Source organism: Streptomyces liliifuscus (genome assembly GCF_016598615.1).
In the GTDB taxonomy this organism is placed as follows: Bacteria; Actinomycetota; Actinomycetes; order Streptomycetales; family Streptomycetaceae; genus Streptomyces; species Streptomyces liliifuscus.
Genome location: NZ_CP066831.1, coordinates 5,117,989 through 5,143,617 on the forward strand (window position 1 = coordinate 5,117,989; position 25,629 = coordinate 5,143,617).

A 25,629-nucleotide genomic window follows, 5' to 3' on the forward strand; every position below is an offset into this window, starting at 1 on the left:
CCGGCGGCTTTATATCGGGCATACGCGGTTCTGTCGGGCTTCTCAGGGAGCACTCAGGGAGCTCTCATGGTCGGGCGTCAGAGTCTGAGTCATGACCGAGAGCTTCCGCCGCAGCGGCGAGTACCCCCAGGGCGACCAGCACCAGTCCGCGTACACGCAGGGCGACGCGCAGTCCGCGTACCCCCAGCAGCCGTACGCCTCCGCGCACCCCGCGAGCTCCTCCTCCGACTCCTCCACCCCCTCCTACGGCTCCTCCGTGAACCCGGAGTGGCCGCCCCCGCCGGCGTACGAGCCCGCGCAGCAGGGCGCCGCTCCCACGGCTCTTCTCACCGAGCCCGTCTCCCCCGCTCCCGCCGCTCCCCGCAAGCGCGCCAAGGGTCCGCTGGCGCTGCTGGCCGCCGTCGCGATAGCCGCCGCGGCCGTGGGCGGCGGTACCGCGTACGCCTTCCAGGAGCTGACCGGCAGCGACACGGTGGCGAGCAGCAGCACCAGCACCAGCGTCGTGCCCACCAGCGAGAAGGGCACCGTCGCCGGGGTCGCCAAGGCGGTCAGCCCGAGCATCGTCGAGATCAGCGCCACCTCGAACGCCGGCGAGTCCACCGGCTCCGGCGTGATCATCACCAGCGGCGGCGAGATCATCACCAACAACCACGTGATCTCGGGCGCCTCCGAGATCAAGGTGCAGCTGAGCAACGGCAAGTCGTACACCGCGAAGGTCGTCGGCACCGACAGCAAGAAGGACCTCGCGCTCATCAAGCTGGAGAACGCGCCGTCCGGTCTGACCGTCGCGACGCTCGGCGACTCCGCGGGCGTCAAGGTCGGCGACCAGGTCGTGGCGATCGGCTCCCCCGAGGGCCTGACCGGCACGGTCACCAGCGGCATCGTCTCCGCCCTCAACCGTGACGTGACCGTCTCCACGGACGAGAGCCAGGGCCAGCAGCAGCAACAGCAGGGCGGCGGCAGCGGCCAGTGGCCGTTCGAGTTCGGCGGCCAGGAGTTCAACGGCGACACCGGCTCGTCCACGACCACGTACAAGGCCCTGCAGACCGACGCGTCCCTCAACCCGGGCAACTCCGGCGGCGCGCTGATCGACATGAACGGCAACATCATCGGCATCAACTCCGCGATGTACTCCGCCGCGGACGCCACCTCGTCGAGCGCCGGCAGCGTGGGCCTCGGGTTCGCCATCCCGATCAACACCGTCAAGGCCGACCTGGACACCCTGCGGGCCGGCGGCTCCGACAGCTGACCGTCCGTCCGGCCGCCCCCTCCACCCACACCCTTCGAGCCACCCCCGCGCACCGACCCACCCGGAGTTCGTCATGAAGATCAGGAACGTCTCCCACACCCTCACGGGCGCCGACCCGGCCGGCTTCGCCCTGGCCCTCGAAGTGGCGTACGAGCTCCACGCGCCGGCCCCCCGCGCGCCCGAGGTGGCCCCCGCGGCCGCTCCGCGCGGCGCCCGCCGTGGTGCCGGCGCCCGCGCCGGCCGAACCGTACGAGGCTGATCCTGCCGGGCCCACCGGCCCGGCAGGCGTTACGAGAACAGCCCTGAGCAGCCCTGAACCGCTCTGAACGTGCGAGGCTGAAAGCGCCCCGACCACGTCCCACCGCACCCGAGGAACTGACCGCGATGAGCCCCGCCGAAGGCGACCGTGAACCCCAGCGCATCCTGATCGTCGACGACGAGCCGGCCGTGCGCGAAGCACTCCAGCGCAGCCTCGCCTTCGAGGGGTACGACACCGAGGTCGCCGTCGACGGTGCGGACGCCCTGGAGAAGTCCACGGTGTACCAGCCCGACCTGGTCGTCCTCGACATCCAGATGCCCCGGATGGACGGCCTGACCGCCGCCCGCCGGATGCGCGGCGCGGGCACCACGACGCCGATCCTCATGCTGACCGCCCGCGACACGGTCGGCGACCGCGTCACCGGCCTCGACGCGGGCGCCGACGACTACCTGGTCAAGCCCTTCGAACTCGACGAACTCTTCGCCCGCGTACGGGCGTTGCTGCGCCGCAGCTCCTACGCGGCCGCGGCCGTCGGAGCCCCCGCGGACGACGCGCTCACCTTCGGCGACCTGCGCATGGACCTCGCGACGCGCGAGGTCACGCGGGGTGGGCGGGCGGTCGAGCTGACCCGTACGGAGTTCACCCTGCTGGAGATGTTCCTGGCCCATCCGCGCCAGGTCCTCACCCGCGAGCAGATCCTGAAGGCCGTCTGGGGCTTCGACTTCGAGCCGAGCTCCAACTCGCTGGACGTGTACGTGATGTACCTCCGCAGGAAGACCGAGGCGGGCGGCGAGCCGCGCCTTGTGCACACGGTGCGGGGTGTGGGGTATGTCCTGCGGTCGGGTGGGGCGGAGTGAAGAAGGTGGTTCGCCGGTTCCGCTCCCTGCCGATCCGGTCACGACTGGCGCTGCTCGTCGCGGCGGCGGTGGCGTTCGGAGTGGCGGCGGTTTCGGTCACCTGTTGGTTCATCGTGCAGGGGAAGCTGTACGAGCAGGTGGACAGGCAGGTCGACAGCGCGGGCTTCAGGCTGAAGGAGCAGGACATCACTGCCCTGTTGGCCGCTTGCCCGAAGTCCGTGACCCCGTCGTCCGACGCCATGCAGCCCAGGGACTACTACGTGCAGGTGGTGAAGTCGGACGGCAACTCCTGTGTCTTCCCCAGCTCCGCCGGAGTCGTGAAGCCCACGGCCCAGGACGAGGAGGTGGCGACGGACCCCGACCAGGGCGGCTCCTTCCACAACACCACGGACGAGGACGGCAACAACGTACGGGTACGAACTGTCCCCGTCCTCGTGGGCTTCGGCCCCACCAGTGAGCCCTATCCCGACGTCGCCCTATTGGTCGGCGTCTCGCTCAAGGACACCGAGAAGACCCTCAACGACCTCGCCCTGATCCTGCTCCTCGTCTCCGGTATCGGGGTCCTGGGTGCCGGGGCCGCAGGCCTGGCCGTGGCGCGCGCCGGCCTCCGCCCCGTCGACAAGCTCACCGACGCCGTCGAACACGTGGCCCGCACCGAGGACCTGGGCATCCGCATCCCGGTGGACGAGGACAGCGAGGACGAGATCGCCCGGCTCTCCCGTTCCTTCAACTCGATGACGGCGTCGCTGGCGAACTCCCGTGAGCTGCAGCAACAGCTCATCGCCGACGCCGGTCACGAACTGCGGACCCCGCTCACCTCCCTCCGTACGAACATCGAGCTGCTCACCCGCAGCGAGGAGACGGGGCGGCCCATCCCCGAGGCGGACCGCAAGGCGCTGCTCGCGTCCGTGAAGGCGCAGATGACAGAACTGGCCTCGCTGATCGGGGACCTGCAGACGCTGTCGCGGTCGGACGCGGGGACGCCGGCGGACCGCGTACAGGTGGTGTCGTTGCAGGACACCGTGGAGGCGGCCCTGCGCCGGGCCCGTCTGCGCGGCCCGGAGCTGACGATCACGGCGAACGTGGACCCCTGGTTCGTACGGGCGGAGCCCTCCGCGCTGGAGCGGGCCATCGTGAACATCCTCGACAACGCGGTGAAGTTCAGCCCCGAGGGCGGCACGGTCGACGTCACCCTCAAGGACGGCGAACTGACCGTACGGGACCACGGCCCGGGCATCCCCGCCGACGAACTCCCGCACGTCTTCGACCGCTTCTGGCGCTCCCCGAGCGCACGGGCCCTGCCGGGCTCGGGACTCGGCCTGTCCATCGTGGCCCGTACGGTCCAACAGGCGGGCGGCGACGTGGCGTTGGGCCCGGCCGAGGGCGGCGGCACGGTGGCGACGATCCGGTTGCCCGGCGCACCGACACCGCCGCCCGCGCTGGACTGAGACGGCCCTTCCCCCGAGGGCCGGTCTCAGCCCGCCTGGGACGGGGCCTGCTTCATGCCGTCGACCACGGCACGGTTCTTGATGGCCATGGTGAAGTTCACCGTGCCGGGCTTGATCAGGACGCCCTCTTCCTTGAGCTGCTTCACCTGGACGTTGCGCGCACCGAGGTAGACATGGGTCTTCTTGTCGAAGATCCACTCCTCGCGCTGCCCGCTGGTCTCGTCCAGCCGGGCCACCGCCACCCCGTGCCGGCCGGCGGCGTCCACCGCGTCGTCGACGACGACGACGCCCGGGATCTTCGCGGCGGCCTCGAACAGCGCCGGGTAGAGCTCGGCCGGCGGGTAGCTCTCGGCGAGCAGGTCACCGATGGTTGTGAAGGCCTGCTGGTCGGGGGTGTTCCCCTGGCCCTTGGTCTCCTTGTAGATCTTGGCAAGCAGTGCGTCGGGGTCGGTGGTCAGCTTGGTCAGGTAGTCGTACGACGGGCTGCCCAGGTGCGCCTTCGGGGTGTTGCCCTGCTCGTCGGGCAGGCTCAGGGTCTCGCCCTCGGGGCTGTCGTTGACGGCGGGGTCGATCAGCCAGCCCTTGACGCCGTCCGGGGACTCCCAGATCTGCCGGCGGTGCAGTTCGTGGCTGGCCAGGCTGGACTTGTCGTCGACGGTCTTGACGAAGGTGTCGGCCAGCACGGACTCGATGTAGATGTACTGGCCGGGCTTGACCGTCGGGTGGTCGCCCTCGGCCGCCGCCAGGGAGATCTGGTCGAGCAGCTGGGGCACGCCCTTCGTGGACGCGGTACCGACGTCCGTGGTCAGGGCCGGTCCGGTGGCGACGCCGCTGTCCCGCAACCCGGTACCGCCGTCGCCGAGTGTCACCATTCCGGCGATGACCACCGCGGACAGGGCGGCCGCCATCGCGGGCAGCGTGATCGCGGGGCGCGGCAGCCGGAATCGCCGGGCCTTCTGAGGGGCCGTCGTCGTCGCCGTGTGCTCTTCCCGCTGGACCTGCTCGTGGATCTGGGCCATCAGACGCTCCTTGTGGAACTGGTGGCGGCCCGTCGGCAGGTCACGCGCCGTCTGGGACAGGAGCTGTGCGTCCTGGTCCCACTCGGCAGGGTGCTGCCGGGACGTGTTCGCGTTCATCGGTTTCCTTCCTGTGCGGGCCGGATCGCATTTACGTGATCGCCTCTTGTCTGTCGTACGGGGCCGGCGCCTTCCCGTTTCTCGCGAACTTTCTTGAACGCGATGCCGGCGACAGGGCGGCCCAACTCGCCCTGGCCCACGGCGACTTGGGGAAGGGAGAGCTGGGCCTCGGCGATCGAACGCAGCTTCTTGCGGGCGCGCGAGAGGCGGGAGGCGACCGTCCCGACGGGAATGCCGAGCGCCTCCGCCGCGGCCTCGTAGTCCAGGCCCTCCCCCAGGCAGAGCGTGATGACCTCGCGCTCCGGTCTGCGCAGGGTCGCGAGCGCGGTGAGTGCGGTGGCGAGCCGGTGCCGGTCGTCGACGCGGTCGGCGACCTCCTCGGCGTGGTCGGGCACGGCGAGCTCGGCCGCGGCGGCCGCGTTCGCGGCGCGGCGGTAGCGCCGGTTGCTGCGGTACTGGTTGCGGGCCGTGTTCGTGGCGATCCCCAGCAGCCAGGGCCGCAGCGAGCCGCCCTCCGGGTCGACCCTGTCGCGCAGCCGCCACGCCTCCATGAAGGTCGCGGCCATCACGTCCTCGGCCGTCGACCAGTCCGCGGTCAGCCGGAACGCGTGGTTGTAGACCGCACGGGCGTACGCGTCGAAGAGTTCGGCGAAGGCGCTCGAATCCCCGGCCCGTATCCGGGTTCGCATATGAGTGGTCACCTCTATGAGCTGTACGGCGGGAGGGGCCGCCTTCCCGTGAGCTGCGTCACAGGGGAGGAAAAGGGGGATCCTGGTTTGCCCGTCCGGAGGAGACCGTGCGAGTCTCGGGCATCATCTCTCCGAAAGGCTGACCGTGATGCCCGGCATGGTTCCAGGTCTGGTCCTCGGCGACTTCTCCTCCCGCGCTTCGACGCGGGAGCGGTAGCCCTTCCTGCCGGACCTGCCACAGCTGTCAGATCTGCCATAGCTGCCGGATCTGCAACATCTGTCCGATCTGTCCGACCCGCGAGCCCGTACGCCGGTATCCGATACCCGGTACCGCGAGACGGGCCGTCTGCCACGCACGGCGGCTACCTCACTTCCCCGCTCCTCGTCGAAGTGCTCTTCGTGCCCACCGCACGCTCGAACACGAGGAGTACGTCGTGTCCACGACGCCCACGATCAGCTGGTCCGAAGACGGATCCGCCCGTACTGATCAGCCCACCCGATCCGCCCACTGGCACTCCGAGAGTGCCATGCCGCCTCCACGCCGGGTCGTCGTCGCCGACGACAGCACGAAAGCCGCCACCGCATACCAACTGGCCTGCGAGGGAACGGCGTTGCTGTGGCAGGGCGACTTCCACAACGCGCGCCAGTTGCTGCGGGCGATGAGCCGCCGTATCGACCGGAAGTCGAACCCCGTCCGGCCCGATGCCATCGCGGCCGAGTCCTTCCACCTCCACCGCCGGGCCCGCGGCCACCGCGCCCGCGTACTGGGCAGACTCCTGGTCCTGCTGGATGACGACCACTCCCTGACCCTGCGCCGAGCACCCGACGTACGCCGGGCATGCACCGAGGCGTACGGGCCACCGCGAGGCGATCGGGCGGTCTCCCTCACTGAGCTGCTGGGTGTCATCGGGGCACATCAGTGGCGCAAGAAGGGTGTGGAGGTTCCGGCCCTTGGAGGCGGCGTCCGCATCCATCCCCACTACGGTGTGTTCTCCCCGGTCAGAGGTGAGTACGTCGACCTGGTCGCACGGACACCGCTGCCCGCGCATCCGCGTACGGCGTTCGACCTCGGTACGGGAACGGGGGTGCTGGCCGCCGTACTGGCCCGCCGGGGTGTCGCCCACGTCGTGGCCACCGACATCGGCCCGCGCGCCCTGGTCTGCGCCCGCGAGAACGCCGACCGGCTGGGCCTCGCCGACCGCATCGAGGTCACCGGCCCCGCCCTCTACCCCGAGGGCCGCGCCGACCTGGTGGTCTGCAACCCGCCCTGGCTCCCGGCCCGTCCGACCTCCACCGTCGAACAGGGCGTCTACGACCCGGACGGCACGATGCTCCACGGCTTCCTGCACGGCCTGGCCGCGCACCTCCACCCGGGAGGCGAGGGCTGGCTCATCCTGTCCGACCTGGCGGAACACCTGGGCCTCAGAACCCGCGCGGACCTGCTGACCGCCATCACCACGGCGGGCCTGCATGTGACGGACCGCCTCGACACAAGCCCCCACCACCCCCGAATCCACGACACCACGGACCCACTCCACAGCGCCCGAGCCGCCGAAGTCACCTCCCTGTGGCGCCTGACCCCCGACTGACGTTCCCGAGGAAGAAGCCCCGGGCCTCCGCCCCGAGAACCGGGGCGGGGCCGTCTCCCTCACAGCCCCCGCCTCCGGTCGGCTCTGAGCACCAAGCCCGCGAACGCGGCCGCACTCGCGCCGAAGACGCCCGCCGCGAAGGCCGGGGCATCATGGTCCACCAGGTGTTTCGTGAGCCAGAAGACGCCGGTGACGCCCGTGCCTCCCAGCACCGCGCCGAACATCCGGAAGCGGACCTCCACCCGGTCCAGCCGGCGGCGGTGTTCTTAGTCCGCCTCGACCTGGCGCAGCATCCGCTCCGCGCTTCCCGGGACGGCCGTCTCCCAGGAGTCGATCTGCTGCTCGACGGGAAGGTCGCGCCAGCTCCTCCTGGTCTCCGGGGTCGCCTCCGGCCCTGGAGAGGCGCCGGGAGGGGCGGTGGGAGAGGGAGCCGGCGGGGGCGTGGGCTCGCTCATCGGGTGTCTCCCGTGGGCGGTGGGCCGAGTCGGTTGTACGCGTCGTGCAGGTGCTCGTCCCTCGTCGACCGGTCGGGCGGAGCGGCTGTGGAGCGGGGGCCGAGCGATGTGGCCGCGCTGATGACGCCCGTCACGAAGGCCTCGCCCCTGCGCCGGGAGGCCGTGGAGAGGGCGCTCCTGCGGCGAGGGGGCACCATCCCGCCGCCCGCCGTCGCCGCGAGGCTCTGCTGGAGTCGTAGGTGACGGAACTCGTAGAGCGCGCCCGACTGGCGCAGCACCCCGCGGCGGTGGGCCTCGTCGAGGAACCCCATGAGCCGCCACGGCGCCCGGCCGGTCAGGGCCAGCCAGATCCTGGCCGTGCCGAGCCGGCCCCAGGCGCTCAGCGCGAGCGAGGACGTACCGACCTGGACCCACACCTCGGTGTGCATGGTGCCCACCGTGCCGCCGGGTGGCATCGCCGAGATCAGCACCAGACAGACCCCGCCCGCGAGGAGGGCGGCGATCGCGCTCCTCGCGAGAGTGGCGTCGCGGTCGGTGCGCAGGGTGCTGCGCGGACCGGCCGCACGCATGGTGTCGGACGGGGTGTTCAGGGCGCGGTAGACGCCGGAGGCGCACCCGCCGATGGCACCGATGAGCACGCCGAAGGCCACGAAGGGCACCACCGCGTCGAGTACGACGGTCCCGACCGGGCGGTGTACGAGCCAGACCTCGGCCTCGTACGGCAGGGCGACCACCAGGTTGTGGGCGTCGACGGGCCTGCCCTTCCACTTGCCTCCCCCCTTCCAGACGATCATCCACTGGTCCTGCTTCTCCTCGATCCGTACCGTCCCCGTGAACCTCCCGAGTTCGTCGTCCCAGGAGATCCGGGCCCCCTTCCTCACGGCGAACGGCTTGTCGAGTCCCGTACGACCCACCAGCAGGAACTCCTCCCGCACCGTCGAGTGGACCGTGCGATCGCCCTCGTCCGTCTCCTGGAGCCGCCAGCCCTCGGTCGACTCGCCGTTCACGCGTGGGTCGGCCGAGTGGATCCGGTACGCGGCGAAGGCACCGGTGACACAGCCGACGACCGCCCCCACGCAGACACCGATGAGCGTGCAGGCGACGAATCCCCGAAGCAGTCCCCTCCTGAAGCCGCGCAGCACGGCGGCCGGGCCGGTGTACGGAGTCGCCGTCCGCTCCCCGCGCCGCAGCCCGGCCAGGAAGAGCAGCAGCCCGGCCGCGAGACAGGTGATGGCGGGGACGGCAGGGACCGGCTCCCTCGCGTAGCCGTAGATCGCGAGACCGACGAAGAAGACGAGGGCCCCCACCGCGCGCACGGCCCGTGGACCGCCCGGGCTGCCCGCCCACGGCAGGCCCAGCGGGAGGGGGCGTCGGGGCAGACCGGCGACACCGAACATCATCGACAGAATCAGCCCGAAACAGCAGCCGTTGAGGAACCAGGAGGGTCTCGGTGTGAGCACGGCACCGAGCCGGGAACCGACCAGGGGCGGCACGAGCAGACCCATGGCCACCGCGACGACCGTGGCGGCGCCGGTCATCCTCAGGGCCGTCCGCGCCAACTGCCGTGGCCCGTGCGGGGATCGAGCCGTGGCGGGCAGCAGCCGGGCGAGTCCGAAGCACAGGCCCAGCAGAATGCCCGCGTAGTTGAGGACGGTCGACGGCCGGCTGTCCCAGTTGGCGACCACGCCGGGCCCGTACTCGGCCAGCGGCACCAGCAGCGCGGCCGAGGCGATCAGCGCCAGTACGGCGGGACCGGTCACACGCAGCGCCCGGGGCATCGCCGCCGGAAACTCCCACCAGGCCAGCCTGCCGGTGCCGGCGGTGTCGACGTCGCGGGCGAGACGGCGGAGCCAGCGGTGCGCCGCGTCCGGACTCCAGGTGCCGTCGGCCCCGCCGAAGGCGGCCGGGACGAAAGCCTCCAGCAGGTGTTCCTCGACTCGCGCCGCCGTGGGGAAGCGGGCCGGGTCCCGCAGCTCGGCCGGGTCACGGGAGTCGTCCCCGTACACCGTGCGGGCCAGCGCCACCATCAACGGCGACCCCAGCACCTCGGCCAGCGGCGGGGGCGGGTCCCGCAGGACCGGCGTCCAGGGGGTGGAGCCGCTGCCGTCCGGTCGCGCGGTGCTCTCCAGATAGCGGCCCGCGGTGGCGAGGTCCAGCGGCCGCAGCCGTACGACCTCGGCGGCGGTCAGCACATCGCCGCCCTGCACGGCCCGGGCCCAGACCCCGGCACGGCAGGTGAGCAGGACGGGCAGCCGTTCGTCGAGTTCGACGTTGAGGCACCGCAGCGCCTCCTTGTGCGCCGAATCGGGAAGTTCGTCGAACCCGTCGAGTACGGGCAACAGGAGCCCGGCGTCCAGCAGTTCGCGAGCCATGGTGCGCTCACCCGCGACGGCGGCCAGCGGCCGGTACTCCGTCGCCAGCCGCTCGGCCAGCCAGTCGCGAAGGCCGACGGACCGGGGATCCCAGCCGGCCAGGGGGAACAGCACCGGCACCGGGTCGCCCGGCTGCCGGGCGGCGAGCGCCCCGAGCACGAACCGCACGGCGAGGACGGTCTTTCCCGCACCCGGCTCGCCCAGCACGACCAGCCGCCCGCGGGGAAGCGCGCGGAACGTCTCGACGATCCGGTCGAGCCCCTGGTCGCCGTCGCGCGGCTCCGGGAGCACGGCCCCTGGCCGGATGTTGCGGCCGTGGTCGGCGAGCGGCGGACCGACCCTGGACCAGTGGACGTTCAGCGGCTCCGGGTCCTGCAACCGGCGCAGCCGGGCCTCCGCCATCCATTGGGCGTGCACCGCGTCGGCGAGTTCGTCGGCCGCCCGCTGCCGTCGGTCGGTGCCGGTGCCGGTGTCCGCCGGCTCGCGCAGCAGGTCGGCCAGGAAGGCGCAGAGCGAGACGAACGCCGAGACCGCCGAGATCCACATCGACGTCCCGTCGGGACCGTCGCCGCGGGCCAGCGCGACGGCCAGCGCGAGCAGCGCCGCGGCGGCCATGCCAAGACCGACCCGTCGTTGTACTCGCGCCTCCCGCAGTGGCACCCTCATGACCCGACCCCCGTGTCCCCGACCCGCCGTCCGAAGGTGAACGACGAGCCGGTCGGTCGTGTACCGGCCGCACGGGCAGGCGCACGGGAGCACCCCGGGAGCACATCGTGGCTGCGTTTCCCGCTCTGTCCCCTCAGCCGACGAACAGCCGCCCCATGGATGCCCCACAGACAAACCGCCTACTGTCACTTTCAATCAGCAGGTGGCACGGACGCGGGCGCGGAAGCGGCCGTGGACAGGCACAGGCACAGGCACAGGGCGAGCAGCCATGAGGGAGAACAGCCATGGGTGAAGAACTGCACGACCACGACAGGGGTCTCTCCTTCGACCTGCCCACGCTTCAGCGACGGAAGATGATCCGGCTGCTGGCCGGTGTCGGCCTGGTGCCGCTGGTGGGATGCAGCAGCGACGACTCGGACAACTCGGCCTCCTCGTCCGACCCCTCCACCAGTTCCTCCTCCGCCGCCTCCTCCGGGAGCGCCGAGTGCGAGACCATCCCCGGCGAGACGGCCGGCCCGTACCCCGGTGACGGCTCCAACGGGGTGAACGTCCTGAAGGAGAGCGGTGTCGTCCGCAAGGACATCACCTCCAGCTTCGGATCGGCGAGCGGCAAGGCGGAAGGGGTGCCGCTGACGGTCACCCTCACCGTCGTCGACGCCGCCTCGGGCTGCGGTACGCCCAAGGAGGGCGCCGCCGTCTATCTCTGGCACTGCGACCGGGACGGCAACTACTCCCTCTACTCCGAGGGCGTCACCGAGGAGAACTACCTGCGCGGCGTCCAGGAGACCGACGCCAAGGGGCAGGTCACGTTCACCAGCATCTTCCCGGCCTGCTACACCGGCCGCTGGCCCCACATCCACTTCGAGGTGTACGGCAGCCTGGAGGACGCCACCAACGCCACGTCCATCACGGCCACTTCACAGCTCGCCTTCGCCAAGGACGTGTGCGACACCGTGTACGCGACGGACGGCTACGACCGCAGCGTCCAGAACATGAGCCAGCTCTCACTGGAGACGGACAACATCTTCAGCGACGGCTACGACCAGCAGCTGGCGACGACGAAGGGCAGCGTCGAGAAGGGCTACACGGCCACGCTCACTGTGCCGGTGTAGGCGTACCTCCGCCGGTACGGTCGCCGACGCATCCACCGGCACATCTCTTGACGATCTCCAGGGACAACCGCGGGCGGAGGAAGCCGCCCAGGGGCCGGCTGCTCGACATCTACGACATCCGTGTCGAGCCCACCCCGCGCGGCGGGGGCCTCTCGGCCCGCCGTCACGTCACCGTCCTGTACGGGAACGACGGCCGCCGCCCGGGCCTTCCGCACCTCGACGACCGGCAACTGGACGACCCGCACGCCGAAGTCGCGGACCTTCTCACCGCCGCGGCCCGGCATCGCGGCATGCCCTGGGACCGCCGCCCGGAGGTCGAGGCGCGCATCCGGCGCCGCGCGGGCCACCGCAAGGCCTGGGAGCACGCGTGGACCGGCGCGATCGTCGTCCTCCTCTGCATGCTCGCGCTCCTCGTGGCGCTGGTCGTCGCCAACGGCGAGGCACCGGTGGTCCTGCTGCTCGTATGCATACCGGCGGCATCCTTCGTCGCCCTCGCGGCCCTCCTCAACTGGCGCTGGGAGTCACAGGTTCCGCGCTCGCCCAGGGAGCCGGAGCCACCGCAGGCCGTCCGCCGCGCGTAGCCGGATCCGAGGACCTTCCGAAGACCTCCGCCGAGCAGGCGGATTCCCGGCAACCTTTCCGTGCGGGGCGGCGACTCACCAGCGATCCGATTCCCCCCACCCCCGCACGGAAGGTACGCCGCATGAGCGAGCGCCGCGGCAAGGCGACGGCCCGACCCCGCCACCGCAGACGGAGTACCGCACTGACGGTCGGCATCCCACTGGCCCTGACCGCCGCCGTGACCACGACCTACGGCACCGGCCTCGGCGTCTTCGGCGAGGGCGCCCGACAGACGGCGTCCGCCGCCACCGCGGCCACAACGGCCACCACTGCCGCCGCGCCGGCCTGGGCCGCCGACACCGCCGACGGGTTCGCATCCGTCAACTCACTCGGCCAGAACGGGACTTACGGCGGCCGGGACGGCCGGACGGTCACCGTGAAGACCCTCGCCGACCTGGAGAAGTACGCGACCGCCGAGGAGCCGTACGTCATCGTCGTGGCCGCGGCGATCACCATGGACCCGGTCGGCAAGGAGATCAAGGTCAGGTCCGACAAGACCATCGTGGGTCAGGGCACGTCCGGGCAGATCGTCGGCGGCGGCTTCTTCCTCGGCACCGGTGTGCACAACGTGATCATCCGGAACCTGACGATCCGCGACTCCTACCAGGGCGTCTGGAACGACAAGGACCACGACTTCGACGCGGTCCAGATGGACGGCGCCCACCACGTGTGGATCGACCACAACGACCTGCGCCACATGGCCGACGGGCTCATCGACGTCCGCAAGGACAGCACGAACGTCACGGTGTCCTGGAACAGGCTCAGCGACAACAACAAGACCTTCGGCATCGGCTGGACCGAGAACGTCGTCACCGACATCACGATCCACCACAACTGGTTCCGCGAGACCGAGCAGCGCAACCCGTCCACGGACAACGCGGCCCACGCGCACCTCTACAACAACTGGCTGCAGGACGACCCGGGCACCACGATCAAGTCGTCCTACGGCAACTACTCGCGGGGCAAGACCAAAATGGTCCTGGAGAACAGCTACTTCCAGGGCATGAACAACCCCGTCACCAAGGACTCCACGGCCGCGATCGTCCAGCGCGGCAACACCTTCTCGGGCACCAGCGGCCGCAACGAGAGCGGCGGCACCGCCTTCGACCCCGGGTCGTTCTACGGCTACACGCTCGACAGGACGGCGGACGTGCCCGCGCTGCTCACGGCCGGTACGGGTCCGCGTACGACGATCGGCACCGCGGTCGGCACCGTCACGACGGCAGGCACCAAGGCGGCGGCCGCCACCCTCACCGTGGCCAAGGACGGCTCGGGCCAGTTCACGACCGTCCAGGCCGCCGTCGACGCCGTCCCCGCCAACAACCCCTCGCGCGTGGTGATCTCGGTCAAGCCGGGCACGTACCGCGAGACGGTCAAGGTGCCGGCGAACAAGCCGCACGTGACCATCCAGGGCGCGGGGGCGAGCCGCAAGGACACGGTCATCGTCTTCAACAACGCGGCCGGTACGGCGAAGCCCGGCGGCGGCACGTACGGCACGAGCGGCAGCGCGACCGTCGCCGTCGAGGCCGACGACTTCCAGGCCCGCAACCTGACGATCAACAACGACTTCGACGAGGCGAGGAACCAGGGCCTCAGCGGCCACCAGGCCGTGGCGCTGCGCACCGCCGCCGACCAGGTCCTCCTCGACGGGATCATCGTCGACGGCGACCAGGACACCCTGCTCCTGGACACCGCGGCCAAGGACAGGCTCGGCCGGGTCTATGCCACCAACTCCTACGTCAGCGGCAACGTCGACTTCGTCTTCGGCCGCGCGACCGCCGTGCTCGACCAGTCCGTCATCACCCTGAAGAAGCGCTGGGACGGCACGTCGGCGGGCTACATCACCGCGCCCAGCACCCCGGCCGACCGCAAGGGCATCCTCATCAACCGCTCGGTCGTGAACGGTGACGTGTCCGCCGGGAGCTTCTTCCTCGGCCGCAACTGGCACGCGGGCGGCGACGCGACCCTGCGCCCGCAGACCACGGTCCGCAACTCCACGCTCGGCGCGGCCATCAAGTCGACGCCGTGGTCGGACATGGGCGGCTTCTCCTGGAAGAACGACCGTTTCGCCGAGTACAGGAACACCGGCCCCGGCTCGGGGCCCGCGAGCGGCGACCGCCCGCAGCTGACCGACGCCCAGGCCACCGGCCAGGAGGTCGCGGACTGGCTGGGCACCTGGAACCCGACCGCCTGACGACGGCCCGGCGGCCCGACGTCACGCCGTCACGCCGTCACGCCGTCACGCCGGTCGACACCCGTCCGGCTGGGGAGTGCGAGCCAAGAGCCGCTCCCCAGCCGGCGCCCCAACTCGGCCACGCCCTCAGGGGATCGGCTGCGGAAACAGCCTCATCGTCGTCTCCGCGTCCGCCGGCATCGGCCCCGCGAGCCCCGCGTACACCCCGCCCCGCGCCATCAGTTCCTCGTGCGTGCCCTCCTCCACCAGCCGTCCGCCGTCCACGACGAGGATCCGGTCGGCGTCGGGGGCCAGCGTCAGATCATGGGTGATCATGACGGTCGTACGGCCGGAGACCAGTCGCCGCAGCGGCTGGACGACCCGGCGGGCGGCGGGCCCGTCGAGGCCGGTGGTCGGTTCGTCGAGTACGAGGACGGGGGCGGCCCGCAGGATCGCGCGGGCGAGGGCGATGCGCTGGAGCTGGCCGCCGGAGAGGATGGCCGTGCCGGGAGCGATCTCCGTGTCGTACGCGTCCGGCAGCGCGCCGATGAACGCGTGGGCGTCGGCGTCCCGCGCGGCCCGTTCGATCTCCTTCTCGTTCGCGCCCGGCCGCCCGCACCCGATGTTCTCGCGGATCGAGCCGTGCAGGATCAGCGTCTCCTGGGGCAGCAGGGCGACGTTCTCGCGCAGGAACTCCAGGGGTACGTCCGTGAGCGGGACGCCGTCCAGGCAGATCACGCCCTCGGTGGGGTCGTAGAAACGGGTCAGGAGCTTGGACAGCGTCGACTTTCCGGCGCCGCTCGGGCCGGTGACGAGGACGAACTCGCCGGGCCCCGCGGTGAACGTCACGTCGTGCAGGGCGTCGTGCTCCGGCCCGCCCGGGTAGCGGAAGGAGACGCCGTGGAAGCTGACCCAGCCGCGCACGGGCCAGGGCCGGACCGGTTCTGCGGGGTCGGTGACCGCGGGCTCGGCGTCCAGGATCTCCTGGAGCCGCTGGGCGCCGGCCGTCGCGGCGGTCAGTGTCAGACCGAGCTGGCCGAGGTCCCGGATCGGGGGGTAGAGGTAGCCGAGGAAGGCGGCGAAGGCGAGCAACTGGCCGAGGGACATGCGCCCTTGGGAGATCTCCCAGGCACCGAGTCCGATGACCGCGAGCACGCACACCGTCTCGACGACCTCGACGAACTGCTCGTACAGCTCACTCGCGCGGGCGCCGCGCACGCTGGCGCGCAGCCAGGCCCTGGCCTCGCGGTCGAGGCGCTTCTCCTCGGCGCGGCGGCGGTTGTAGGCCTGGGTGAGCACGACGTTGCCCAGTGACTCCTCGACCACCGAGGTGATCGCGCCGTCGGCGGTGCGCTCGTCCTGGGCGGCGGTCCTGATCCGGCCGGCGAAGCGGCGGGCCGAGACGAGGAAGAGAGGGGCGAGGAGGAAGGTGACCAGGGCGAGGTCCCAGCGGAGCCAGAGGGCGGCGGCGGAGTAGAAGAGCGCCGAGAAGAGGGCGGAGACCGTGCCCACGACCCCCGACACGACCATCTGCTCGATGGCCTCGACATCGCCCGTGAGCCGTTCGACCAGATCGCCCTGCCGGTGCTTCTGGAAGAAGTGCGGCGGCAGTTCCTGGACATGCCGGAACACGCTCGCGCGCAGCCGCAGGACGAATCTCTCGGCCGTCCAGACGGCGAGCGAGTTCCCGAGGTATCCGACGATCGCGCCGAGCACGGCGACGCCGAGCCAGGCCCCGGCCGGGCCCCAGAAGGCGGCGAGCGAACCGGCTTTGAGCGCGTGGTCGGTCAGCTCCGCGAAGAGCAGGATCGAGGCCGTCTCCGCCAGCGCCGACACGATCACGCACGCGATGATCAGCAGCAGCCATCTGCGGTCGCCGCGCGTCAGCGGCCAGAACCGCGCGAATGCCTCCCGGACTTCCCGCATGCCGTCACATTCCCTTTCCTGACTACCTGAGTCGCCGAGTCACTGATTACCCGAGTCGCCGAGTCGCCGGTTCCCGGCAGCAGATCCGGAAAATGGCCGAGGCGGGGTCTCCGGAACGAATCCGGAGACCCCGCCTCGTGGCAGTGGCTACTTCTTGCCCACCGGGCGACGCTGCGGCTTCTTGGCACCGGGCTTCGGCGCGGGCTTCGCGGCGTGCTTCTTGGGGGCGGCCGGCTTGCGGTTCTTCTTGACCGGGGTGATCTTGTGGAAGCTCATGAGACGTCCTCTTTCTTCTGCGGTTTCTTCTGCGGTGTATTTCCCTTTGTCGTGAGCCCCGTTCGGCTTCGACATGGAAAACACTACGAGACCACGGAAGCGAAAATCGCCAAATCCGCTGAGACCTCAATTAATTGCGACTGAGATGGATTTTCAGGAACCCGCGGGAACCGAACCGCAATTCACACAGACTTTATTACGCCGCTCACCCGGAACTTATTTACCGCGCGGCCTGCTCGGCGGGCTACTTGCCGATCGCCAGGCCCTGCCCGGTGACCCGCACTCTGATCCCGTCCTTCTGCACGCGCACGTCCCGCAAGGTCAGTTCGCCCTTCGGGGGCTTCGGGAGGCGGAAGCCGATGGAGAGGCGGTCGACGAGGGCGGGGCGCGTCAGGCGGGAGAGGCCGTCGAGGAGGGCCAGGTCGAAGCCGAGGCGCTTGAGGAGCGCGGGGTTGGCCACGGCGAGGTCGATGAGGTTGACCTTCATCAACTGGCCGGCGAAACGGGGAGAGCCGGTGAACTCCTCGAACTTGGAGTCGTCGCTCAGCGCCTCCTTGACCGCGGAGTCCGGCACGCCGATCCGCTTCGCGATCGACGGCACCGACAGCAGCTCCTTGGCCTTCTTCTTCTCCTTCGCCAGGCGCGTGGCGGACTTGCGGGTCAGGTGCAGTCCCTGGGACTCGCGGGTGCCGGGACGGAAGGTGGCCAGGTCGCCGATGTCCAGGCGCATACCGCCGACCTCGGTCGAGATACCGCGCTCGCCGTCGCGCTCGATCCGTGCGTCGGCCCGCATCCGCAGGTCGTGCCCGGCGACGGGCAGCACCCCGCGTGCGCGCACCTCGTCGCCGCCGTGACCGGTGAACGTCATCTGGGACGCGCCGAGTTCGCGGTTCAGGTCGTCGAAGGAGAGCAGCACCTCGCCGTGCAGCTCCGGGATCCGGACGCCGCGCAGGGAGGTGGGTCCGCCGTCGACCCGTACGCCCGTCGCGGTGGCGGAGACCTTCGCCAGGGAGACCCGGTCGGCCGCCACGTCCGGGACGGTGACCGACACGGAGTCGAGCCGCTGGTCGAGGATCTGGGTGACGAAGGGGAAGCCGTCGATCTCGACCTCGGGGGACGCGCTCAGCTTCAGCTGGTCCCGTACCTTCTCGGCCGCGGTGCGCTCGGCGTACAGGAGCGCCCAGCGGTCGCCGAGGGCGAGGAAGGCGGCGAGAACGAGCACCGCGATGACGGCCTTGACGGCGAGGGACAGTCCGGCGAAGGGACTTCGCCCGCGCCGGCGGGTGCGACGGCGGGGGCGGGCCCCGGAGCCCCGGCGGTCGCGGGAGCCCCGGCGGTGGTTGGGCGGTGCCCACTCCGCCTCCTGCTCGGCCCCTTCGATCACGACCGGCTCCTCCACCTGGAGGAAGTCCTCAAGGGGTCCGTCGTCGAGGGCGGCGAGATCCTCGTACGGGTTCGGAGGGGAGTGGGAATGCGCCGAGATGGGATGGGGGGTACGCATCGACTGATTCGACCATGCGTACCAACCCCACCCGCAACTCCAATAGGCCCTTTGCGATCTACCTCACGGACAGATCGCCGTTACCGGGTGGCTACTTCACGACGGTGATCCGGTCGGCCGCGGGCGGCGCGATCGGGTTCGTGGCCGAGGAGTTCGCCAGCAGGTACTTCTCCAGGGCCGCGAGGTCGTCGTCGCCCACCAGGTCGCCGGTGCCCTGACCCAGGGTGGTGAAACCGTCGCCGCCGCCCGCGAGGAAGCTGTTCGTCGCGACGCGGTAGGTGGCGGCCGGGTCGATCGCGGCACCGTTCAGCTTGATCGAGTCGGTGACGACACGGTCGGCTCCGGCCTTCGTCAGGTCGAGCGTGTAGGTCAGGCCCTTCGAGATCTGGAGCACCTTCGGCGAGGCCGCGTTCACGCCGGTGACCTGCTCCTTGAGCACCTGGACGAGCTGGGCGCCGGTGAAGTTCTGCAGGTTCACCGTGTTGGCGAACGGCTGGACCGTGAAGCCCTCGGCGTAGGTCACCACGCCGTCGCCCTCGCCGCCCTTGGCCGCGTAGGTGAGGGGCGCCCGGATACCGCCCGGGTTCATCAGCGCGAGGTCGGTCCCGGGGTCCAGCTCCTTGCCGTACGCGAGCTGCGCGTCGGCGATCAGGTCGCCGATCGGGGACTCGGTGCCGGCGTTGGAGATGTCACCGGAGATGTAGCCGATGGGCTTGTTGCCGATCGGCGCGGCGAGCGTGTTCCACTTCGCGATCAGCTCGGTCATGTCCGTGGCCTTGGGCACGGTACGCGTGACCACGTGGTTCGCGGAGGCGACGGCGGTCCGGGCGATGTCGCCGGTCCAGCGGTCGTACGTGAGCGTCGTGTCGGTGTAGAGCCGCCCGAAGGACGCGGCCGAGGTGACCGTACGGGGCTTGCCCGACGGATCGTTGATCGTGCACGCGTACGCGGCGTGGGTGTGGCCGGTGACCAGCGCGTCGACCTTCGGCGTGATGTTCTTGGCGATGTCCACGATGGGGCCGGATATGCCGTCGCCGCCACCGGGCGAGTCGCAGTCGTAGTTGTACGCCGCCGAGGCGGGCAGCCCGCCCTCGTGGATCAGCGCGACGACGGACTTGACGCCCTGCTTCTCCAGCTCCTTGGCGTACTTGTTGATCGTCTCGACCTCGTCCTTGAACTTGAGGCCCTTCACGCCCTCGGCGGAGACGACACCCGGGGTGTCCTCAAGCGTGACGCCGATGAAGCCGACCTTCACGCCGTTCTTCTTCCACACCCAGTAGGGCTTGAGGATCGGCTTCTTGGTCTTCTCGTCGAGGACGTTCGCCGCGAGGTACGGGAAGTCGGCGCCCTTGAACTTCTTGCCCTCCACGTAACAGCCGTCCGTGGGGTGGCAGCCGCCCTTCTGCAGGCGGCCCAGCTCCTTGGCACCCTCGTCGAACTCGTGGTTGCCGACGCTCGTCACATCGAGGTCGAGCTTGTTCAGCGCCTCGATGGTGGGCTCGTCGTGGAAGAGCCCGGAGATCAGCGGGGAGGCACCGACCATGTCGCCGCCGGCCGCCGTGACCGAGTACTTGTTGCCTTCGCGAGCCTGGCGCAAATGCGTCGCCAGGTACTCGACACCGCCCGCGTCGATCGTCTTGCTGGTGCCGTCCGGCTGAAGCTCGGTGACCCGGCCGGAGGAACCGGCCGGCGGCTCCAGGTTGCCGTGCAGGTCGTTGAAGGAGAGCAGCTGGACGTCCTGGTAGCGGCCCGGCTTCTGGTGGCCGGGCTTCTTCTTGCCCGTCTCGCCCGCGGACGCCGGCATCGCGGCGACGAGGGCGCCGACGGTGGCGACGCCCGCGGCCGCCGCGAGGAAGCGGGTCGTCCGGCGTCTGCGTCGGTACGGATGAGGTGTGGCTGACATGTGCCCCCCTGTGGGTCGGCTGATATGTGGGCCCCGTCCCGGCGCAGCCTAGAGTCAACGCGCGTAGCGCGACAGGGGGTTCAGGGTTACGGACTGATTGCCGCGCGGGGCGATTCGCCGCGAACCGGACAGGTTGCAGGCCCCCGGCGCACTCACGGCGCAGTGGCCGTGTCCTCACTCGCCGGGCCACTTCGCCATGAACCGGACACGTCGTACTCTCGTACTCATGACCAGCGAAGACACCGCACCGGCTGTCCCGGCCCGCTCCCTCGACATCCTGTCCGCACTGAGCCCCGAGCAGACCGAGGCCGTGCTCGACCTCCTCGCGGAGGCCGCCCGGGCCGACGGCCAGCAGGCGGTGTCCGAGCAGGGCCGGCTGCAACTGCGCGGTGGCGCCCGGGAGGGCGTCCGGCATCTGCTGCTGACCTCCCAGGACCGGCTCGTCGCGTACGCGCAGCTGGAGGACACCGACCCGGTCGAGGCCCCGGCCGCCGAACTGGTCGTCCACCCGGCGCACCGGGGGCACGGGCACGGGCGGGCGCTCGGCAACGCGCTGCTCGCCGAGTCCGGCAAGCGGGTGCGGGTCTGGGCCCACGGCGGCCACTCCGCGGCCCGCCATCTCGCCCAGGTCCTCGGCCTCACGCTCTTCCGCGAACTGCGGCAGATGCGGAGGCCGTTGACGGACCTGGACCTGCCCGCGCCGAAGCTTCCCGACGGTGTGCACGTACGGACGTTCGTGCCCGGTGAGGACGACTCGGCGTGGCTGGCCGCGAACGCCGCCGCCTTCGCGCACCACCCCGAGCAGGGTTCGCTCGGTCAGCGGGACCTCGACGACCGCAAGGGTGAGCCGTGGTTCGATCCGGCCGGGTTCTTTCTCGCCTTCCGGGGCGAGGAGCTGATCGGCTTCCACTGGACGAAGGTCCATGCGGAGGAGGGGCTCGGGGAGGTGTACGTCGTGGGCGTACGGCCCGGGGCTCAGGGGGGTGGGCTCGGCAAGGCCCTCACCACGATCGGGCTTCGGTATCTGGAGGGGCGGGGGGTGCCGACGGCGATGTTGTACGTCGATGCGGACAACAAGGCGGCGGTGGCTGTTTATGAGCGGCTGGGGTTCGTCACGCACGAGACCGACTTGATGTATCGGACGGAGTCCTGAGCGGAGGGGACGACGGACCGATTCGAAGTCACGGCCGGTGGGGGCTGGTCGCGCAGTTCCCCGCGCCCCTAAAAGGGGCGAAACCGCAGCCCAGTCCGTAGAGGTTCCACGCACGCCCTCGATCCCACCACCAGTGCCACCGTCAGGAGCATGGCCCAGCGTTCGTGGGTGTCGGTCCAGCGGGGGTCGTCCGGGGTCACCAGGAGGGCCCAGCCGTCGGGCAGGAGGAGGAATGCGGCGGCCGCGGTGGACAGGAGCCAGGCCGACACCGCCACTCCCGGCTCGGTGACGGTCGAGCGCCGGACGACCAGGGCCGCCGCGGAGAGAGCGAACACGGCGGTGGCGACGGCCTCCAGGGTGAGGGCGCCGACCGGCGGCCGGACCTCCTCGGGTACGAGGAACAGCGCGGCCGTCCAGCAGAGCGCGGCCCACGGGGCGGCGAGTGCCACGCGCAGGCCGACGCGCAGCGGGCGCCTCACCGGCACCGCCGAGGTGATGTGCCGGGCCGGGTCGTCCAGCAGGAACGCCAGGCCGAGGGCCAGGGCGAGCGCGGCGCCCCGCAGCGCGAGGAGGCCGAGCCACGGGTCGGGGGCGCCGGACAGCAGGCGCGGGATGCCGGCCAGCAGCAGCCCCGCGGCACCGCCGGCCGCGAGCGCGCGCCAGGGCAGCGTGCGCAGCACGGGGGTCAGCAGGGCGCGTGTCGTGACGGTCATTCGTCGCACGAGCCACCGTCCGCTCCCGCGCCGGCCGCCGACTTGTCCGCGGCCGGTACTCCCAGGAGTTCCGCAACCCGCGCGGTCGGCGTCTTCGGCGAGGTGAGCTCCGTCCAATTGGCCTTCACCTTGCCGACGACGCTGTATCGGGGCTTCTTGAGCAGCTCCACCACGATCCGGGTCTGTTCGGCGCTCATGCTCAGGGGTTCCGTGGGGGACAGGACGATGGCGGAGCCCGAGACGCTGTCGTCGAGGCGGACGTTGCGGAGCGCGGTCATCGGGTCGGACTCCCCTCCCAGCGCCAGCCACATGATCGTCACCATGCGGGCGTCGCACACCTCGCTGCCCGCCTTCTCGTTCCCCGCCACCAGCACGGACGCGGCGGCGGCGGCGAACTCGGGGACGCGGTTGCCGCCCCACTCCGTGCCGACGGTCACCTGGCCGGGCGTGGTGGCCGGGGAGATCGCGGTGTCGGAGGTCAGCCCGTAGGTGGCGTCGACGCGCTGCCGTACGGTCAGCCGCTCGCCCCCGGCGCTGCCACCCGCGAGGTTCTGGACCCGGTCGACGACCTCGGCCCAGTCGGCGGTGCGGCCGGTCCACTCGGGGAAGGCGCAGTACGTGGATCCGCCGTGCTTCAGACACGACTGGACCTTCGCCGGAGAGTTGGTCGCCCGCTCGCGGGCCGGCGTCGACCCGGCCGGAGTGCCCCCGGACTGGCCGACAGCGCCCACCAGCGTGAGGGCGAGCGATCCGGCGACGGCCGCCTTGACGACCGTCGTACGCCCGCCGCTGACCAGCACCGCGACCAGGGCCGCGAGCAGGACGAGCCCGACGAGGTACAGGACGTGCCAGCCGGCGGGGCGGCCCAGCAGGTCGGAGGGGAACGGGGAGGAGCCGCTCTCGGTGACGACCGGAACCAGCCAGCTCGTCCAGTTGGAGCCGGACGAGGGCGCCACGAAGAGCATCCCGAAGAGCAGGAGGACGAGGATGACCGGCGCGGCGAAGACCGAGCGGACCAGTCGGGCGAAGAGGACACCGAGCGCACCGAACAGCAGGACCGTCAGCGGGCCGACGGCGAGTTCGGCGGGCGAACCGTGTCCGGCCGCGCCGGGCTTGAGCGCGGCCCAGGTGAACTGGACGAGGACGCACACCGCCGTGAACAGGACGGCCGGGACGATCGACAGCGCGTGGGCGACCGTGCGCCGCCACGGCTCGACGACCAGCGCGTCGAAGTGGCGGTCCGTGTCGTGCCGGTGGGAGCGGACGACCGCGCGGTTGACGCCCAGCATGACGGCGAGCCCGACCAGCATCGGCATGGTCTGCGTGGCCCGGTCGACGTCCTGGAGGACCGGGTAGTCGCCCTGGCTCTGCGTGCTCTGCCACACGATCCAGGCGATGTACAGGGCCGCGATGCCGAGGAAGGAGACGGTCATGCGCAGCTCGCGCGCCTCGAAGCGGGCGAGTGCGAACACGGCGGCCCAGGAGCGTGGCGGGTGCGTCGGCTCGACGGCCCGGACGGGTGTCTCGAGAACGGTGCTCATGCGGCCGCCACCTCCGAGGCCTCGCCGTCGAGGGTGAGCAAGTAGCCGTCCTCCAGGGTCGGTTCGACGAGGTCGGCGCCCTCGGGGGGCTCGCCTACGTTGCGGAAGGAGCCGGTGCCGGTGCGCCATCCGGCCCACGCGCCCGGGTCGCGTTCGGTGCTGCTCCACACCCGGCCCGCCGCCCGTGCGGTCAGCTCGGCCGGGGTGCCCTCGAAGCGGACACGGCCGCGGACCATGACGATCACACGGTGGCAGAGCATCGCGACGTCCTCGGTCTGGTGGGTGGAGAGCAGCACGGTCCGCCCCTCCCCCGCCCGGGCGATCAACTCCCGGAAACGCATGCGCTGTTCGGGGTCGAGGCCGACGGTCGGCTCGTCGAGGACCAGGAAACCGGGGTCGCCGACGAGGGCCGCGGCCAGCGCGACCCGCTGCCGCATCCCGCCGGAGAGCTTCTTGATGCGCTTGCCCCGTACGTCGGACAGCGCGACGTCCTCCAGGACCCGCCGCACCTCGCGGTGGCGGGCGGTGCGGTCCGTCAGCTCCTTGAGGATCGCCACGTAGTCGACGAACTCGAAGGCCGTGAAGTCCGGGTGGAAGCCGGGTGACTGCGGCAGATAGCCCAGCGCGCGCCGCACCTCCTGCCGTCCGGCGGTCGTGGCGGGGTCGTTGCCGAGCACCGTGAACGCCCCCTTGTCCGGGGGCACGGCGGTGGCCAGTACCCGCAACAGGGTTGTCTTTCCTGCCCCGTTGGGACCGAGCAGCCCGGTGACGCCCTCGCCGAGCCGCACCGACACGTCGTCGAGCGCGGCCGTGCCGCCGTAGCGGAGGGTCAGCCCGGAGGCGGACACCGTCGGCGTCGTAGGAAGGTCAGACATGCGTGACTCCTGTGGAAGAGAGCGGAAGCAGGGGGAGACGGCGGCCGGGGTACGGCACCGGCGCCGGAGGAAGGGCGGTGGCCCTCACCCGTCGCCCCCGTCGTAGGAGGAAGAAGAGGAACTGCGGTTGCCGGAGCTCTTCGGGAGCAGGACGGCGATGAAGTGGAGGACCCGCAGGACGACCGAGGCGGTCATCAGCAGCCCGGCCTTCAGCAGCTTGAGCCTCCTGCGCGTGGCGTCGGACATCACGCGGCACCTCCGTCCGTGTGGCCCGCGAACGGTGTGTGCGCGGACGTCGAGTCGAATCGGTCGCGGCCGAGGTAGAAGAGCCCGGCGGCGAGTGCGGCGACCGCGGCCGCGACGCCCTGCCCCGCCGCGGTGTACGGCGCGAGGGTCTCCTGGGCCGTCTGCTCCGCGACCACCAGCAGGGCGACCCACGTTCCGCCGACCAGGCCGGGCGCGAGGACCGGGCCGAGCCGGGGCGTCAGCGCGAGCCCGGTCGCGGTGAGCGCGAGCGCGGGCAGCAGCCAGGCCAGCGCCCGCAGTCCGTACGAGGGAAGCGCCAGCGTGGCAAGGCCGTTGAGGACGAGCGCGACGGCCAGCACGGGAACCGTGCGGATCATCAGCAGCCGGAACCCGTGCATCGGCGACACCACGGCCATCTCGTACGTCGGGTCGAGCACCGGCCCGTACGACAGCGCGACCCCGGCCAGGGGCAGCAGCGGTGCGAGGGCCAGGAACATCGCCGGGGACTCGGGCGTCCGGGCGGCGTTGGCGACGATCACCGTGATGACCAGCACGGCGACGACCGCGCCCAGCCAGGACCTGCGCAGCACCGGTGTCGCGGCGAGCAGCCGGGCGGTGTGGTCGGCCACGCCGATCCGGACGAGCAGCGACTCCAGGAACCCCTGCCGTGGCGCGTCCAGTTCGGCGTCGAGCCGCTCCCATCCCGCGTCCAGGGCGACCGGGTCGCCCACCTCGGCGAGCTGTGCCCGGCAGCGTGCGCAGGCGAGGAGATGTGTGTCGGCCGACCAGAGCATCGGCGCGGCCAACTCGCCCCGCGCGTACGCCCGGAGGTCGTCCTCCGCGACGTGCCAGGTCATGCCGTCCGCCTC

At 71.2% G+C, this 25,629-nt stretch carries 23 protein-coding genes; 9 read left to right on the plus strand and 14 right to left on the minus strand.

The features are described from left to right. The first annotated feature begins 91 nt into the window (after positions 1-91). The 4 genes from JEQ17_RS21680 (at position 92) to JEQ17_RS21695 (ending at position 3,813) form a co-directional block, all read left to right on the plus strand. Entirely contained in the window at positions 92-1,249 is a 1,158-nt protein-coding gene (locus JEQ17_RS21680) for a S1C family serine protease (RefSeq protein ID WP_200396771.1), read from the plus strand. 73 nt (positions 1,250-1,322) lie between these two features. Next, the gene (locus JEQ17_RS21685) at positions 1,323-1,508 is read left to right on the plus strand and encodes a hypothetical protein (protein ID WP_200396772.1); all 186 of its coding nucleotides are present in this window, start codon (positions 1,323-1,325) and stop codon (positions 1,506-1,508) included. A gap of 125 nt (positions 1,509-1,633) precedes the next feature. After that, positions 1,634-2,365, plus strand: coding sequence for a response regulator transcription factor (locus JEQ17_RS21690; protein ID WP_200396773.1), 732 nt, complete (start codon positions 1,634-1,636; stop codon positions 2,363-2,365). After that, positions 2,362-3,813 carry a HAMP domain-containing sensor histidine kinase gene (locus JEQ17_RS21695; RefSeq protein WP_200396774.1) on the plus strand — a complete coding sequence of 484 codons (1,452 nt, stop codon included), beginning with the start codon at positions 2,362-2,364 and terminating at the stop codon, positions 3,811-3,813. The genes JEQ17_RS21690 and JEQ17_RS21695 overlap by 4 nt, the downstream gene beginning before the upstream one ends. Before the next feature lie 26 nt (positions 3,814-3,839). Here the strand turns inward: JEQ17_RS21695 and JEQ17_RS21700 are convergent, their stop codons facing one another. Both JEQ17_RS21700 and JEQ17_RS21705 read right to left on the minus strand, forming a co-directional pair. Further along, positions 3,840-4,949: a CU044_5270 family protein gene (locus JEQ17_RS21700; RefSeq protein WP_200396775.1), complete on the minus strand. Its 1,110-nt coding sequence runs from the start codon at positions 4,947-4,949 to the stop codon at positions 3,840-3,842. Then, positions 4,946-5,638 (minus strand): RNA polymerase sigma factor, encoded by a 693-nt coding sequence (locus JEQ17_RS21705; RefSeq protein WP_200396776.1) that lies wholly within the window; start codon positions 5,636-5,638, stop codon positions 4,946-4,948. Before JEQ17_RS21705 ends, JEQ17_RS21700 begins: the two co-directional genes overlap by 4 nt. A 434-nt stretch (positions 5,639-6,072) precedes the next feature. Here JEQ17_RS21705 and JEQ17_RS21710 point away from each other — a divergent pair, with 434 nt between their 5' ends. Next, the gene (locus JEQ17_RS21710; protein ID WP_407700075.1) at positions 6,073-7,227 is read left to right on the plus strand and encodes a methyltransferase; all 1,155 of its coding nucleotides are present in this window, start codon (positions 6,073-6,075) and stop codon (positions 7,225-7,227) included. 59 nt (positions 7,228-7,286) lie between these two features. On the opposite strand, the gene JEQ17_RS21715 is transcribed toward JEQ17_RS21710, so the two are convergent. From JEQ17_RS21715 to JEQ17_RS21725, 3 genes are read right to left on the minus strand one after another with little or no spacing between them, the layout of a single operon-like run. Then, the gene (locus JEQ17_RS21715) at positions 7,287-7,469 is read right to left on the minus strand and encodes a hypothetical protein (protein ID WP_200396777.1); all 183 of its coding nucleotides are present in this window, start codon (positions 7,467-7,469) and stop codon (positions 7,287-7,289) included. 24 nt (positions 7,470-7,493) lie between these two features. After that, on the minus strand, positions 7,494-7,682 hold the full coding sequence (locus JEQ17_RS21720) for a hypothetical protein (RefSeq protein WP_200396778.1): 189 nt from the start codon (positions 7,680-7,682) through the stop codon (positions 7,494-7,496). Further along, positions 7,679-10,720 (minus strand): NACHT domain-containing protein, encoded by a 3,042-nt coding sequence (locus tag JEQ17_RS21725; protein ID WP_200396779.1) that lies wholly within the window; start codon positions 10,718-10,720, stop codon positions 7,679-7,681. Before JEQ17_RS21725 ends, JEQ17_RS21720 begins: the two co-directional genes overlap by 4 nt. A gap of 284 nt (positions 10,721-11,004) precedes the next feature. Here JEQ17_RS21725 and JEQ17_RS21730 point away from each other — a divergent pair, with 284 nt between their 5' ends. The 3 genes from JEQ17_RS21730 to JEQ17_RS21740 all read left to right on the plus strand — a co-directional run bounded on the left by JEQ17_RS21730 (position 11,005) and on the right by JEQ17_RS21740 (position 14,647). Next, positions 11,005-11,832: an intradiol ring-cleavage dioxygenase gene (locus JEQ17_RS21730; protein WP_200396780.1), complete on the plus strand. Its 828-nt coding sequence runs from the start codon at positions 11,005-11,007 to the stop codon at positions 11,830-11,832. Between the two features lie 47 nt (positions 11,833-11,879). Further along, positions 11,880-12,413 carry a hypothetical protein gene (locus JEQ17_RS21735; protein ID WP_200396781.1) on the plus strand — a complete coding sequence of 178 codons (534 nt, stop codon included), beginning with the start codon at positions 11,880-11,882 and terminating at the stop codon, positions 12,411-12,413. Positions 12,414-12,535: 122 nt separating this feature from the next. Further along, positions 12,536-14,647: a pectinesterase family protein gene (locus tag JEQ17_RS21740; RefSeq protein ID WP_200396782.1), complete on the plus strand. Its 2,112-nt coding sequence runs from the start codon at positions 12,536-12,538 to the stop codon at positions 14,645-14,647. A 126-nt stretch (positions 14,648-14,773) separates the two neighbouring features. Here JEQ17_RS21740 and JEQ17_RS21745 read toward each other — a convergent pair whose 3' ends face one another. The 4 genes from JEQ17_RS21745 to JEQ17_RS21755 form a co-directional block, all read right to left on the minus strand. Continuing rightward, entirely contained in the window at positions 14,774-16,552 is a 1,779-nt protein-coding gene (locus JEQ17_RS21745; protein ID WP_200396783.1) for an ABC transporter ATP-binding protein, read from the minus strand. 147 nt (positions 16,553-16,699) lie between these two features. Beyond that, positions 16,700-16,828: a hypothetical protein gene (locus JEQ17_RS50505; RefSeq protein ID WP_257678082.1), complete on the minus strand. Its 129-nt coding sequence runs from the start codon at positions 16,826-16,828 to the stop codon at positions 16,700-16,702. Positions 16,829-17,072: 244 nt separating this feature from the next. Continuing rightward, positions 17,073-18,329, minus strand: a complete 1,257-nt coding sequence (locus tag JEQ17_RS21750) for an LmeA family phospholipid-binding protein (RefSeq protein WP_200396784.1) — start codon at positions 18,327-18,329, stop codon at positions 17,073-17,075. A 91-nt stretch (positions 18,330-18,420) separates the two neighbouring features. Continuing rightward, positions 18,421-20,232 carry a bifunctional metallophosphatase/5'-nucleotidase gene (locus tag JEQ17_RS21755; protein WP_200396785.1) on the minus strand — a complete coding sequence of 604 codons (1,812 nt, stop codon included), beginning with the start codon at positions 20,230-20,232 and terminating at the stop codon, positions 18,421-18,423. Positions 20,233-20,458: 226 nt separating this feature from the next. Between JEQ17_RS21755 and mshD the strand changes: the two genes are divergently transcribed. Then, the gene (gene mshD / locus JEQ17_RS21760; RefSeq protein WP_200396786.1) at positions 20,459-21,385 is read left to right on the plus strand and encodes a mycothiol synthase; all 927 of its coding nucleotides are present in this window, start codon (positions 20,459-20,461) and stop codon (positions 21,383-21,385) included. Positions 21,386-21,453: 68 nt separating this feature from the next. On the opposite strand, the gene JEQ17_RS21765 is transcribed toward mshD, so the two are convergent. The 5 genes from JEQ17_RS21765 to JEQ17_RS21785 all read right to left on the minus strand — a co-directional run bounded on the left by JEQ17_RS21765 (position 21,454) and on the right by JEQ17_RS21785 (position 25,617). Next, entirely contained in the window at positions 21,454-22,098 is a 645-nt protein-coding gene (locus JEQ17_RS21765; RefSeq protein ID WP_200396787.1) for an ABC transporter, read from the minus strand. Beyond that, positions 22,095-23,639, minus strand: a complete 1,545-nt coding sequence (locus JEQ17_RS21770) for an ABC transporter permease (protein WP_200396788.1) — start codon at positions 23,637-23,639, stop codon at positions 22,095-22,097. Before JEQ17_RS21770 ends, JEQ17_RS21765 begins: the two co-directional genes overlap by 4 nt. Next, the gene (locus JEQ17_RS21775) at positions 23,636-24,514 is read right to left on the minus strand and encodes an ABC transporter ATP-binding protein (RefSeq protein ID WP_200396789.1); all 879 of its coding nucleotides are present in this window, start codon (positions 24,512-24,514) and stop codon (positions 23,636-23,638) included. Before JEQ17_RS21775 ends, JEQ17_RS21770 begins: the two co-directional genes overlap by 4 nt. Positions 24,515-24,598: 84 nt before the next feature. Then, positions 24,599-24,760 carry a hypothetical protein gene (locus JEQ17_RS21780; protein ID WP_200396790.1) on the minus strand — a complete coding sequence of 54 codons (162 nt, stop codon included), beginning with the start codon at positions 24,758-24,760 and terminating at the stop codon, positions 24,599-24,601. After that, positions 24,760-25,617 (minus strand): cupin domain-containing protein, encoded by an 858-nt coding sequence (locus tag JEQ17_RS21785; RefSeq protein ID WP_200401643.1) that lies wholly within the window; start codon positions 25,615-25,617, stop codon positions 24,760-24,762. Before JEQ17_RS21785 ends, JEQ17_RS21780 begins: the two co-directional genes overlap by 1 nt. Positions 25,618-25,629: the final 12 nt, after the last annotated feature.

Coding starts and splice junctions, on each gene's coding strand:
- JEQ17_RS21745 (WP_200396783.1), bottom strand. CDS start 16,552: ATGCGGGAAGTCCGGGAGGCATTCGCGCGGTTCTGGCCGCTGACGCGC.
- JEQ17_RS21725 (WP_200396779.1), bottom strand. CDS start 10,720: ATGAGGGTGCCACTGCGGGAGGCGCGAGTACAACGACGGGTCGGTCTT.
- JEQ17_RS21705 (WP_200396776.1), bottom strand. CDS start 5,638: ATGCGAACCCGGATACGGGCCGGGGATTCGAGCGCCTTCGCCGAACTC.
- mshD (WP_200396786.1), top strand. CDS start 20,459: ATGACCAGCGAAGACACCGCACCGGCTGTCCCGGCCCGCTCCCTCGAC.
- JEQ17_RS21730 (WP_200396780.1), top strand. CDS start 11,005: ATGGGTGAAGAACTGCACGACCACGACAGGGGTCTCTCCTTCGACCTG.
- JEQ17_RS21700 (WP_200396775.1), bottom strand. CDS start 4,949: ATGAACGCGAACACGTCCCGGCAGCACCCTGCCGAGTGGGACCAGGAC.
- JEQ17_RS50505 (WP_257678082.1), bottom strand. CDS start 16,828: ATGAGCTTCCACAAGATCACCCCGGTCAAGAAGAACCGCAAGCCGGCC.
- JEQ17_RS21685 (WP_200396772.1), top strand. CDS start 1,323: ATGAAGATCAGGAACGTCTCCCACACCCTCACGGGCGCCGACCCGGCC.
- JEQ17_RS21750 (WP_200396784.1), bottom strand. CDS start 18,329: ATGCGTACCCCCCATCCCATCTCGGCGCATTCCCACTCCCCTCCGAAC.
- JEQ17_RS21770 (WP_200396788.1), bottom strand. CDS start 23,639: ATGAGCACCGTTCTCGAGACACCCGTCCGGGCCGTCGAGCCGACGCAC.
- JEQ17_RS21680 (WP_200396771.1), top strand. CDS start 92: ATGACCGAGAGCTTCCGCCGCAGCGGCGAGTACCCCCAGGGCGACCAG.
- JEQ17_RS21690 (WP_200396773.1), top strand. CDS start 1,634: ATGAGCCCCGCCGAAGGCGACCGTGAACCCCAGCGCATCCTGATCGTC.
- JEQ17_RS21775 (WP_200396789.1), bottom strand. CDS start 24,514: ATGTCTGACCTTCCTACGACGCCGACGGTGTCCGCCTCCGGGCTGACC.
- JEQ17_RS21740 (WP_200396782.1), top strand. CDS start 12,536: ATGAGCGAGCGCCGCGGCAAGGCGACGGCCCGACCCCGCCACCGCAGA.
- JEQ17_RS21720 (WP_200396778.1), bottom strand. CDS start 7,682: ATGAGCGAGCCCACGCCCCCGCCGGCTCCCTCTCCCACCGCCCCTCCC.
- JEQ17_RS21785 (WP_200401643.1), bottom strand. CDS start 25,617: ATGACCTGGCACGTCGCGGAGGACGACCTCCGGGCGTACGCGCGGGGC.
- JEQ17_RS21755 (WP_200396785.1), bottom strand. CDS start 20,232: ATGTCAGCCACACCTCATCCGTACCGACGCAGACGCCGGACGACCCGC.
- JEQ17_RS21765 (WP_200396787.1), bottom strand. CDS start 22,098: ATGACCGTCACGACACGCGCCCTGCTGACCCCCGTGCTGCGCACGCTG.
- JEQ17_RS21780 (WP_200396790.1), bottom strand. CDS start 24,760: ATGTCCGACGCCACGCGCAGGAGGCTCAAGCTGCTGAAGGCCGGGCTG.